The 12,344-nt window shown below is 45.7% G+C and carries 8 protein-coding genes and 1 tRNA gene; 6 read left to right on the top strand and 3 right to left on the bottom strand.

The features are described from left to right. Positions 1–82: 82 nt before the first annotated feature. Together BLW49_RS03860 and BLW49_RS03855 are read left to right on the top strand one after the other, a co-directional pair. Positions 83–155, top strand: a tRNA-Lys gene (locus BLW49_RS03860). A 298-nt stretch (positions 156–453) separates the two neighbouring features. Then, positions 454–1,965 carry an FAD-dependent monooxygenase gene (locus BLW49_RS03855; RefSeq protein ID WP_090723260.1) on the top strand — a complete coding sequence of 504 codons (1,512 nt, stop codon included), beginning with the start codon at positions 454–456 and terminating at the stop codon, positions 1,963–1,965. Between the two features lie 24 nt (positions 1,966–1,989). Here the strand turns inward: BLW49_RS03855 and BLW49_RS03850 are convergent, their stop codons facing one another. Continuing rightward, entirely contained in the window at positions 1,990–3,087 is a 1,098-nt protein-coding gene (locus BLW49_RS03850) for a TIGR03943 family putative permease subunit (protein ID WP_090723258.1), read from the bottom strand. A gap of 18 nt (positions 3,088–3,105) precedes the next feature. After that, positions 3,106–4,122, bottom strand: coding sequence for a permease (locus BLW49_RS03845; protein ID WP_076311390.1), 1,017 nt, complete (start codon positions 4,120–4,122; stop codon positions 3,106–3,108). A gap of 190 nt (positions 4,123–4,312) precedes the next feature. Between BLW49_RS03845 and BLW49_RS03840 the strand changes: the two genes are divergently transcribed. Beyond that, a complete protein-coding gene (locus tag BLW49_RS03840; RefSeq protein ID WP_076311389.1) occupies positions 4,313–4,834 on the top strand; it encodes a VanZ family protein in 522 nt (173 codons plus the stop codon). Between the two features lie 203 nt (positions 4,835–5,037). Continuing rightward, positions 5,038–8,772 carry an alpha-L-arabinofuranosidase C-terminal domain-containing protein gene (locus BLW49_RS03835; RefSeq protein ID WP_090723257.1) on the top strand — a complete coding sequence of 1,245 codons (3,735 nt, stop codon included), beginning with the start codon at positions 5,038–5,040 and terminating at the stop codon, positions 8,770–8,772. 108 nt (positions 8,773–8,880) lie between these two features. On the opposite strand, the gene BLW49_RS03830 is transcribed toward BLW49_RS03835, so the two are convergent. Beyond that, positions 8,881–9,810, bottom strand: coding sequence for a S66 peptidase family protein (locus BLW49_RS03830; protein ID WP_090723255.1), 930 nt, complete (start codon positions 9,808–9,810; stop codon positions 8,881–8,883). A 126-nt stretch (positions 9,811–9,936) separates the two neighbouring features. Between BLW49_RS03830 and BLW49_RS03825 the strand changes: the two genes are divergently transcribed. Both BLW49_RS03825 and BLW49_RS03820 read left to right on the top strand, forming a co-directional pair. Next, on the top strand, positions 9,937–10,839 hold the full coding sequence (locus BLW49_RS03825; RefSeq protein WP_047909894.1) for a LysR family transcriptional regulator: 903 nt from the start codon (positions 9,937–9,939) through the stop codon (positions 10,837–10,839). Positions 10,840–11,263: 424 nt separating this feature from the next. Beyond that, a complete protein-coding gene (locus BLW49_RS03820) occupies positions 11,264–12,247 on the top strand; it encodes a tyrosine-type recombinase/integrase (RefSeq protein ID WP_177178636.1) in 984 nt (327 codons plus the stop codon). Positions 12,248–12,344 lie beyond the last annotated feature (97 nt).

Genomic DNA, 12,344 nt, shown 5'->3' with positions numbered 1-12,344 from the left:
TTATTTATTATCTGTTATAATAGATTTTACTGAGTTGTTAACATTCATGAATGTAACAACTGCCTTAGCGGCATGAGCTTACGGACTCTTAGCTCAGTTGGTAGAGCAGTTGACTCTTAATCAATTGGTCCAGGGTTCGAGTCCCTGAGAGTCCATATATCTGACTAAACCCTTACGTCGAGTAAGGGTTTTTTTATGTTTTATACTAGATAATCAAATGGTGTTTGAGTATCTTTAGTTTTCTGCGCGTGCGTTTATATGTTGCTCTTACACCAATTCTCGTATCCCAATAGTCATTGCGGCTGACAGTACATAATGGGATGCTCAGGTCATATATATTGCTTAGCAGTGATGGCGTAAGGTTATAATAAAGCAAACTTATCATTCGTAATGTGTAAATATGCATTAATCTTTTCCCTTATTTCAGGATGAAGTGCAGGAGGAATAAGACATATGAACCCTCAAGTATTGATTGTCGGCGCCGGTCCAACCGGCTTAGTGATGGCATTGGCATTGCAGAAGCAGGGAATCCCGTTTCGAATTGTTGACAAAAACAGTGGAACGGGGGAAGCCTCTAGAGCGATTGTCGTCCATGCGCGAACACTGGAATATTACCAGCAGCTTGGACTTGCAGATGAATTGGCACAGCGGGGAATACCCATCCAGGAACTACAGATTCGTAAAGATGGGGAGCTTAAAGCGAGCATGAAATTGGGGAATATTGGTCTTGGGATCAGTCCCTATCCTTATGTACTTAGTCTTCCTCAGGATGAGCATGAGGCCATTCTGGAAAGTGCGCTGAAGGAGCGAGGAGACCGTGTGGAGTGGAATACGGAATTAGTTTCTTTCAGAGAAGAGGGAGAAGGGGTTCGTGCGGTTCTCGAGAAGCAAGGAGTGCGCGAGGAGACCGTATTTCAATATATTTGTGGCTGTGACGGGGCTCATAGTACCGTTCGTAAAGGACTGGGGCTTTCCTTTGCCGGCGGAACCTATGAACAAATGTTTTATGTGGCGGATGTGAAGAGCGCTGTCCCGATCCAGGGTCTGCATATAAGCTTTAACGATGACGGATTCTGCCTTACGGCACCGGTGCGCACAACCGGCTATGTCAGGTTAATCGGTATTATACCGAAAGCGGTACTGGAGCAGGGTCTCCCGGATGATTTTAATGTCATTGCCCCCTATGCGTCACCAAATACGGAAGCAGATATTCAAGAGGTGAACTGGTTCTCTACCTTCAAGGTTCATCACCGGGTCAGTGAGCGTTTCCGAAAAGGGCGTATTTTTATTGCAGGTGATGCAGGCCATGTCCATAGTCCCGCTGGAGGACAAGGGATGAATACAGGCATTGGGGATGCGATGAACCTGGCCTGGAAGCTCGCCGCTGTTCTTCAAGGAGAAGCAGACGAGCAAATTTTGGATTCCTATGAAACAGAAAGAATCGGATTCGCGAAGACCCTTGTAGCAACGACAGACCGCGCTTTTCAGATTATGGTGGGCAAAGGGATAAACTCCAAATTAGCCATGGAAGTCATTATTCCGTATTTTGTACCTGTTCTGTTCCATCTCCCGCCGGCCCGGAGAAAAGCATTTGAAATCCTGTCCCAAACGAAGATTCATTATCCGGACAGCCTCCTGAGTGAAGGCAAAGCCGGCCATCTGCAGGCAGGTGACCGTTTGCCATGGGTACAGATGTCAGAAGATAATTTTAAGCCGTTACAATGCATGGAGTGGCAGCTTCATGTCTATGGTCAAGCAAATCCGCAATTAACCCTGTTTGCTGAAGATAACTCCATTCCATTACATGAGTTTAATAACATCGTGGCTATTAAAAAAGCAGGCATTCCTCTGGGCTCCCTATTTCTCGTCCGGCCGGACGGATATATCGGCTTTGCACAAGCGGAGCAAAATGTGGAACAGCTTGTCGCCTATCTCAACAAGATAAAAATAAAGATATCGAACTAACGAAGCACAGCTAAACTACTCGTCTCATAAAATCCTTACACTCAGCGGATAGACATACGGCTGATCGGGGGCTGCGGATTCCTTCCATTCTGTGATGCGTATCATGGGCAGCCTAGTTCCGTTATGCACCGTCGTATCGATGACACCGGTTGCTTCAATCCATGTATCCTCGTCAAGCCGGGCTGCTTGCGGAAATTCAGCCAGAAATCCGATCAGGGCCGCATCTGCAATACAATGGGTTATTAAAAATCTCGAAATAACAAGTTGATTGTCCGAAAGCTCCTCATCTCGAAATACAAAACCGGATAGCTGGATGGATCTGCCCGCGTATTCATCCGGCGTGTTAGCAATACGTTCAAAATATGAGGCGAAAATATGCTCCTCCATTACTATGGATTGTTTGTCCTCCAAATCCGACATCATCTGATTAAACTCATCCCTCGATACGGTGTTCTCCATTACGCCTTCGTCCTCTGCATGTTCATCTGTGACTGCCTCTTCATATCCAGGGAGCTCAATAAGATCTGTGGGCTGAGTATTCAGGGCAAGCTCTCCATTTGACGCTGTGGATTGAGTTGTTTCTGTTGCTTCGGAATTCTGCTGTGAGCCGGTTAACAGCATCAAGCCGCCTTTCTTATCTGCAATGGAAGCATTCAGAACTTGGGGAGGCACAAGAAATCCTGCAGCCAGCGGGAAGATAATAATGGCATAGGTGATGAGTTTCTTATAATTGAGCTTTCCATCTCCATGATCGTGATGACAGTGGTCATCTCCGCAATGGTGAGGTGCATGCCGCTGCATTGAATCGTCTTGATTTTCGATAGAAGGGTGATGAAGGTGCTCATGATGTTCATGCTCATGATGGTTATGCTCATGATCGATGTGCTCGTGATGGCCATGTTCATGGAGATTGTGCTCATGACTTACCTCGTCCCAGCCTCTTCCGAGCTGAATCAGAAATAGGCATGCAAATAGGACAGCAGCGCTAAGACTGAGCGGCTCATACTTTGGATTAACGAATTTCAATATTTCCCCGGTGAAATGCAGCTGAAACAGCATGATGGAAAACAATAGCAGGATGCCAGCTCGAAAGAGCTGTTGTCCGTTCCATTTGATGTTCATATGCAGGACGTAACCTCCTTATATATAGGGTTGAAGCAGCATGAGTGTAGTAAATATAGTCAGCACGACAAGAGCAAGAAGGCAGACAACAAATCGGGCCCGAAATACGCTAAGCATCATTATGGTGTTCTTCAGGTCCAGCATCGGTCCGAAGATCAGAAATCCGAGAATAGGCGTTGTGCTGAATAAATGACGGAAGGATGAACCGATGAAGGCATCTGCTTCAGAGCATAGCGACAGAACATAGGCTAGTCCCATCATAACAAGGGTAGAAGAAGCCATACCTGTACCTATATCGACAAGGGATTTGGCAGAGACGAAGGTCTGAACCGCTGCCGCGATGAAGGCTCCAATAATGAGAAACTTCCCCATGTCAAAAAATTCGTCAATAGAATGATGAAGCATATGTTTAAAGCGAGCAGTGAAGGAAGGGGAGGTATGCTGCTTGTGAGCATGCTGATGAGCTGTGGATGTGGACGATGAGGAAGCGTTTCTCAATTGAGTTCCTTGAAAAGACATGCTCACAGCAAAAGTAATCAGTAATGCAATCAAGAATCCGATGCCCATACGAAGTCCAGCCATTTGCAGATCGTTGCCAAAAGCCATGTACGTTGAAGCGATGACGATCGGATTAATGAGCGGACCCGTCAGCATAAAACCAACACCCGCATAGAGCGGGACCCCTTTTTGAACAAGCCGTCTTGTAATCGGTACAATGCCGCATTCACAGGCGGGAAAGAGTGCCCCGATAACACAGCTCATGAGTATCGTGGCAGGCTTGCTGCGGGGAAGCCATCTTCGAATATGATCTTCTGTCACAAAGATTTGAATAACCCCAGCGATCAGCACCCCAATGAGTACGAACGGTAATGCCTCAATGAGTATGCTCATGAAAATGGTGTTCAGCTGAAGAAGACTTGATGGAATATGAAGTGCTCCCTGCCACATGGAAACAACAAGAACCAGCAATAATGAGAAACCGAGCAGAAGGATTCCGCTGATTCCTGCATATGAAATACGTGATAGACGGTACATAATTACCTCCCTCTTAAAAATATTGACTCTATTAACTTTTCTATTATTCCACTATATGTTGGTCATACTAGAAGAAGAACTACGAGATTCTCTTAAGAAAGAATTAAGAATTAATTCCCTTGATCTTAAAAAGATTCGTATATTGTGTATTCCATAAGGAATTCACGTGTACAACAAGGGAGTAATGATTATGAAACAAAAAATCCATTTCTATCCAGTACTCATACTAGGTTTGCTGCTGTTCTACTCTTATGTAGTGATCAAGGTCATTTTGTTTAAATTCGGAGCTGTTGATGTCAGTATATTGGGCCAGATGTTATCCAGGGTCATAGAGAATCCCGCTTCGCTGAGTCAAACGATGAGCTATAGATCCAATATGATATTGCTGCATACGATAAAAGACAGCTTGGAACATCCGACAACGCATAATTTAATCAATTTGTTTGGCAATGTTGCGATTTTTATCCCCTTTGGATTTTTGGCTGGAACGATCATCAAACAGCTGAGCTTTGTCCTCGTCATGCTTCTATCCTTCAGCTTTAGCTTGCTGCTCGAATGCGCTCAGATTGTTTTTAGTATGGGGACCTTTGATGTGGATGACCTGCTGCTTAACACCTCTGGGGCGTTTATTGGATATTTACTCTGGAAGCTGTGCAGAGTGTTTATCAAGAAAGAGTCACCATCAGCAGCTTCAAATCAAGTAGTAGAATGATGAATGCAAGAATAAATCCATCTGTCAGAAGAAGTCCCTAGTATGGGGCTTCTTTTTTTGCATATGAGAAAAAAAGCTTTCGTTTTCGTTAAATGTTAGTTATTATATTAATAAGTTAGCATTTATATTACTTTATTGATTGCATATGCATTAAACGACTGCTTTTTTAATTTTCTATTATGACAAGACAGGAGAGCTGCAGCATGATAAAGAACGAGCAACTAATCGCACATTACAAGTTTGAGGACGAGACAAATGCAGGCAAGGATACGACAAATAACGGTAACGACGGTGTGCTTAAAGGGAGCAAGCTTCCTGAAATACATAATGTAGACGGCAGGTCTGCACTAACTTTGGCGGGTGGCAGCAATGGAACATCTTATGTGGAGCTGCCATCTGATCTGCTGAAGGGAGTTAGTGATCATACGGGGATTACGGTAGCTGCCTGGATTCATCCTGGCAAAGTTAACAGTGTGTGGGAGCGTATCATCGACTTTGGCGGTGGCGAGGGAAACCCATATCTGTTCTTGACCCGCAACCTCAGAGGAGTATGCTATGCCGGGAACGAGATTGTCGCAGATCCAGGCAAGATCTTCCCAGCGGGTGAATGGATGCATGTTGCGATTTCAATCCGGGGTACCGAGGGCGGTACACTCAGCAGTGCCGGTCCTGTCGTATATGCTAACGGAGAACCGATTGGGGACGGAACGATCAGCCAGACCTCCAGCGGAACCTATGCGAAACTGAGAGCATGGTTTGATACGTTTACAAATGGTACGAACTATAATCGAAACTTCATTGGCAAATCTCAGTTTAGTGTGGATGCCGATTTCCAGGGATCTATATCCGATGTGCGCATTTATCAAGCAGCGCTTACAGAGGATGAAGTCATTGAGGTCATGTGCGAATCCCTGTCCGATGAACAGATTGTCAAGCTGGCCAAGAGCAAATATTTAAGTGCACCGAACTCTATTATCAAAGCCGATATAGAGCTTCCATCTTCACTTATGGGGGGCAAAGTCCAAGTAGAGTGGAGCTCCAGCAATCCGGAAGCGATTACGAATCAGGGAAAAGTAAACAAGAACATCCAACAGCCTGCTGGTGTTACACTTACCGCTAAACTTAGCGCTGGCGAGCATGATGCTTCCCAGAGCTATGTCGTTTCTGTGCTGCCTGAAGGTGTCCCGGACCATACGCTGACGATTGAAGGAAATAACGAGGTCGTCGATATCAGCGAGGTCATGTACGGATTGTTCTATGAGGACATCAACAATGCGGCTGATGGAGGGATCTACGCAGAGCTGGTGCAGAACCGCTCCTTCGAAGCGTTTGAATACGACAGCTACTCTCATGTATGCGGCGAGTGCGGCGTCTCTACAGGACGGAACCGCGATGCTCTGTTTGCATGGTATGGCGACACAGATAAGCTCACGGTTCATCACAGCGGCGGACTTAACGAGCATTTTGATATTCAGGACAAGGATGTTAACAGCTATTATGTGACTGCAGCGGATGGCGCTGTCATTTATAATAAAGGGTTTAACGATTTCAACCATAACTGCGCCATGTCTATTAAAAAAGACGAGGAATATTTGTTCTCCATTTGGGCCAAAGCAGGCCGATCGGGGAGCATTACGCTTCAACTGCTGGATCAGGATGGAGACGAACTCAGTGACCAAGTCGTTATTCACGTCGAGGCAGGGGGCTGGAAGAAATACGGAGCGGAATCACCCATCGTACTTCAAGGAACGAAGAATGCGCTGGGGCAGTTATCGCTTCATTTCAGTGGAGAGATTTCGATTGATATGGTCTCGTTATTCCCAGCAAATGTATGGGGTGCTGCAGAGGAAGAAAGCTCTGCTACTGCACATTCCAACTATGTAGGGAACCCGAACTATCGTCTGCGTAAGGATCTGGTTGAGGCACTGGTCAATCTGCACCCTAAATTTCTGCGTTTCCCAGGCGGTTGTATCTCCGAAGGCTCACACATTTGGGAGAATGTTTATGATTGGAAAGAATCCGTCCGTGATGTAGAGCTGCGCAAGGAGAACTATAACGTTTGGGGCTATATGATGACGATGGGCCTTGGCTATATGGAATACTTCCAGCTGGCTGAGGATTTGAATTCGACTCCGCTTCCAGTTATGGCCTGCGGTGTGTTGTGTCAAGCACGTTCTGATTATGCAAATCCAGCCGGAGGAGCGCTGAGAGACTACTATATCAGTAATTTTACAGATCTGATTGATTTTGCGATCAGCACGGATTATGAGAATAATGAATGGGCTGCTCTACGTAAAAATATGGGCCATGAAGCGCCGTTCGATCTTCGATATCTGGGTGTAGGGAACGAGAACTGGGGAACAGAATTCTTCGCTAACTTTGAAATTTTCAAAGCGGCGATTGATGAGCATATGCAGAAGTACTACCCGGACCATGAGCTTCACATCATCTCTACCGTTGGGGCACAGGCGGACGATGACGCTTACCAGCAAGGGTGGAGATTCCTTAGCGGAGGGCTCGAGGGCTCAGCTCAAGTAAGCTTTACCGATGGCAAGACAAGTATTGAAGAGACCATCACTTGGTATGGCAAGCAGCCGAATTATATGGATACCATCGCGGATGAGCATTATTACCGTTCCAATGAGTATTTGCTGGAAAACGCCGACCGTTACAATTACTACTACCGTGCTTACAACGAAGATGGCAGCTTGAACGAGGCCGAGACGTCCAAAGTGTTTGTCGGAGAGTATGCCTCCACAGATAAGAATACACTGGCGGGTGCGGTAGCAGAAGCAGCGATTATGACCAGCTTCGAGAATAATGCAGATGTTGTCAGACTTGCGGCGACCGCTCCATTGTTCAATAAAATACGGACAGACAATCTGTATCGCTGGACGCCGGACTGCATATGGTTTGATGATGAAACGGTCTGGTATACGCCGAACTACTATGTGCAGCAGCTCTTCGCCAAATATATCGGTACCAAAGGGCTGGCCACATCATTCACAACCTATCGAAACGGGGAGAAGACTAAGCTGATTCCGCATGGTGGAATTGAAATTTCAGCTGGAAAAGCAGAGGTTCACGTGAAACGGGTCGTCGTTACTTCAAACACAGACGGCAGCGTTCTGCTGGATCAAGATTTTACGAAGCCGCTGAACCCAGAATGGCAGGTCATTCCTGGCTCTGCAGGTTATGAGCTTGATTCCGAGGAGGGGCTAGTCCTCCAAGCTCAGCCAAGCGGTCGCAACGGTATCTACCTCATGAATGAGGCTTGGACGAATTATACAGTGGAAGTTACGGCGAAGAAGGCGCCTGGGGATGATGGTTTTTACATTGGAGCAGGACTCACGGATATTACAGCAGAGCATAAGAATGTCATTGAATACGCGATTGGCTATAACGGAAATGCAACCGGCGTCAAAGTGGTTAAGAACGGAGTTGAAGCCTACACGCTGGGTGACTATTCCTCCAGTACTGCAGCAGGTAATTTGCGTGCGGCAAGCTACGAAGAGCTTGCAAATGACACCGAATATACCATTACGGTGAATTATGGGGGCAATGATGGCAAACACCTCATCTGCTTCTATACAGACGGGCATACGGTGAGCAAAGTGCTGGATTACAAGCTGGAAGCTTATAACCGAGAGGTCTATCATTCAGTAACGAAAGACGAGAAGCATGTCTATGTGAAGCTTGTGAACCCGGATGCATCAGGTAAGTCAATCAAAGTTGATCTGAACAGCCTAAATGTATCGTCCAAAGCACAGTTAACCGTTCTAACTGGGGATGAGTCCTTGGTTCATGTTCCTAACGTGAACAAGAGAGACGATGAGAAGATACAGCCTTATCAAACGGAGGTTGAGGTAGCACAAGCCTCTGCGGTGATCTCCCTGCCGGCAAGCTCTGTCAATATACTAGTATTAGAACTCATATAATAACAAAGAGGAGGAACCGAATGGTTCGCTCCTCTTTTTTTTGCAATAAAATCTATAATTGACGCTGTCTATAGGGTGAATGTTAAATAAAATTCTGCATTGTGCTAATTATTGTTCAGCACTGACTGTTGGTTCGATGACTGTCAGTGTGTTCTCATAGGTGTTTAAATTTACCGTCGCTCCTATGGGAATTGCGGCTTTGTATAATCCGTGAGCGGTTGTCACATTAGTCATGAGCGGTTTGCCTAAGGGGACGATGACTTCTTCAATTAACTGCTGGTAGGAGACTCCATAGGCTTCCATGCATCCAGTGCATTCCCCCATCACAATTCCCGCACATTCCTGCAGTTTATTTGCCAGCAAGAGGTGGTTTAGATAACGATAAATCGTATTTGTTGGTTCATGCGTTTCTTCAAGCAATATGATTTTGTCCCGCACATCAATCTCATAGGGGGTACCAATGGAATCCATGAAGGAGGCTAAATTCCCTCCCACAAGCGGTCCGGTCACATTGCCTTGAATTCTGCTGATTTGAGGAATGCCTGGAGGATTCGTAATTTGTCTTGTGAGCTGAATAGTAGAAGTCGCGTTAAAAAATTGATCGAAGTTATATGCAGGTGTTTGTGGTGCAAAGTCAATAAGCATGAGGCTCTGCAGTGTAATAAGATCTGCGTATTGATAGAGGACATTCAGCAGAATCGTAATATCACTATAGCCGGATACAATTTTAGGATTATTGCGAATTACATCATAGTCAAGATAAGGGAGAATGCCGGCCACCCCGGTTCCGCCGCGTGTAGCCAGAATTAATTTGACCTCTTCATTCTCAAACATGCTCATCAGGTCGGATGCCCGCTCTTCATTTGTACCTGCGAGGAACCCGTCCTGATCATATACATGATTGCCAATAACCACATTGAGCCCCGTTGTTCGAAGGACCTCGATGCGGGCATCAATCGTGGCGGCGCTTAATGGGCTGCCTAATGTGACTAGACCCACAGTGTCTCCTGCTTGTAAAATAGGGGGAGCAACAGCCATATTTCGACCCTCCTTTAAATCCCGATTCAAGTGTGTATTTAAATGATGTGTATGGCAATTTACGATAAATTATGTTCTTCCGTCTTCCCGATGAGGATTAGTTTAATTTACGAAAGTAGGAGATTTATGACAACACTACAGCAGTTAAAATACGTTATTGAGGTTGCGAACCGCGGTTCCATGAATGAGGCCGCCAAGCGGCTGTTTATATCTCAGCCGAGCTTGTCCAAGGCGATTAAAGAGCTGGAGGAAGAGATCGGCATTACTATATTTGAGCGGACAAATAAGGGGATTACGCTGTCAATGGAGGGTGCCGAATTCATGGGGTATGCCAGACAGGTGACCGAGCAGGCAGAGCTGCTGGAGAGCAGATATCGGAACGCCAAGCCGTCTCCGCAGCATTTTTCAGTCTCTACCCAGCACTATGCCTTTGCCGTCAACGCTTTTGTGAAGCTGGTGAAGGAGCACGGATTAGATGAATATGAGCTGGCGCTACGGGAAACGAAGACTTATGAGATTATTGAAGATGTCAAAACACTGCGCAGCGAGATTGGGATCTTGTATTTAAATGAGTTTAATGCCAAAGTTATCAATCGACTCCTGGATTCCGCCAATTTGCAGTTTCATAGCTTGTTTGTAGCGAAGCCGCATATCTTCATCAGTATTCATAACCCGCTCGCGAAGCAGTCCATAGTGACCATTGAGGAGCTGGAGGAGTATCCTTATTTGTCCTTTGATCAAGGTGAGTACAACTCTTTTCATTTCTCCGAGGAGATCTTAAGCACGCTGTCACACAAGAAGAGTATACGTGTCAATGACAGAGCAACACTGTTTAATCTGCTAATTGGCCTGAATGGGTATACGATCTCAACGGGTGTACTAAGTGCAGACTTAAATGGAAATGATATTATTCCCGTTCCGCTGGATTGCAAGGAAACGATTAACGTGGGTTGGATCGCTCATAAGAATGCAATGATGTCCAAGCTGGCGGCTGCCTACGTAGATGCGCTGCATGAAGCGATTTTATAAAATGTAATTGAGTTGAAGGAGAAGGTCATAAGCGGTTGTTTATAGGTTTGCTTGGTTGATCTGCTCCTTCTCTAATGTTAGATATAACCGGTCGTTCACAAGAATCTATTAAATTTTGCTGAATAACTTGCAATGTATACCTTTAATCGCTATAATATGAGAGTAGTCAATTAAATATGCGGTCGTGGCGGAATTGGCAGACGCGCACGGTTCAGGTGAACGCGAGAACCGCGTAAGCCTAAGCGGAAGCCTAAACGTAAGCCTGACGCGGGTTTGCGGAATCTGACGATCGATAACGAAAACGCACGATACGGGTTTATTTACGGTTCCGTACGATGCGTAAAAGCTTGTCCTGTACGTACATATAACGAATGATATAGCGCCTTCTCTACGCGTAATAAACGCAAGAGGGGGCTTTTTTGTCGTGACGAATGGCAAGCGGACAAGACGTCCGAATATTATCCGCGCTGAGGTAGCGTTGGACGGCGAAAGTAAATATCCGTTAGAGGCGCTAGATTATGACGTCGCGATTGAGACGTTTCTGCGCGATTGCCGCGTGAAGAATTTGAGTCGCGCGTCGATAACGTATTACTCTAATTCGCTTAAGGAACTCGTTAAGTTCCTACGCATAGTTGGCGTACAACGTCCGATAGATATAACGGAGGATAATTTTAAAGCGTGCATACTGGCGAAGCAAGATAGCGGAGTTTTAGACTCGACGGTGAATACGAATCTTAAAGGGTGGCGAACGTTTCTGCGCCATTTAAACGAAGAGGGATACTTGCCGACGAACCCGGCGGAGAATGTACGGTTACTTAAAACGGAGCGCCATATCATTCCGACGTTTACGCGTGAGCAGATCAAGTTATTGTTATCGCAGCCGGATTTATCTACGTTTACAGGATTCCGCGATTACGTATTCTTGCTGACGTTATTGGAAACGGGCATACGGATTTCCGAGATTGAAAACGTAAATGTATCGGATATTAAATGGAAAGAGCGCGTCATAAAAGTTATGGGTAAAGGGCGGAAAGAGCGTTATGTTCCGTTTCAATCTACGTTGGAAAAAGAGCTTAAAAAATACGTTCAATATCGCGGCTTACTCGATCATGACGCATTATTCGTTAATATCGATAATAGTCCGATGAAGAAACGCACGATGCAGCAGAATATGCAACGTTACGGTATCGCGGCCCAAATACGGGGAGTTCGCGTGTCACCGCACACAATGCGCCATACGTTCGCGAAGTTTTATATCATGAACGGTGGGGATGCGTTTACTCTACAGAAGATACTCGGCCATACTACGCTGGAAATGGCGCAGACTTACGTATCCATATTCGGAACGGATATCGCTAAGCAACACCGCAAGTTTTCGCCGCTTGAACGGTTAGACGATATAGATTAACGGAATACAAACGCTCATCTCTACGGAGGTGGGCGTTATTTTTTTTGCGTTGAATCCGCAGAAAATTGTACGAACGGAAAAGTAACGGTAAATATAT

The organism is Paenibacillus sp. PDC88, from assembly GCF_900106725.1.
Classification (GTDB): Bacteria; Bacillota; Bacilli; order Paenibacillales; family Paenibacillaceae; genus Paenibacillus; species Paenibacillus shunpengii.
The sequence above is the reverse complement of the archived record's forward strand: the minus strand, read 5'-3'. Positions and strand labels throughout refer to the sequence as shown.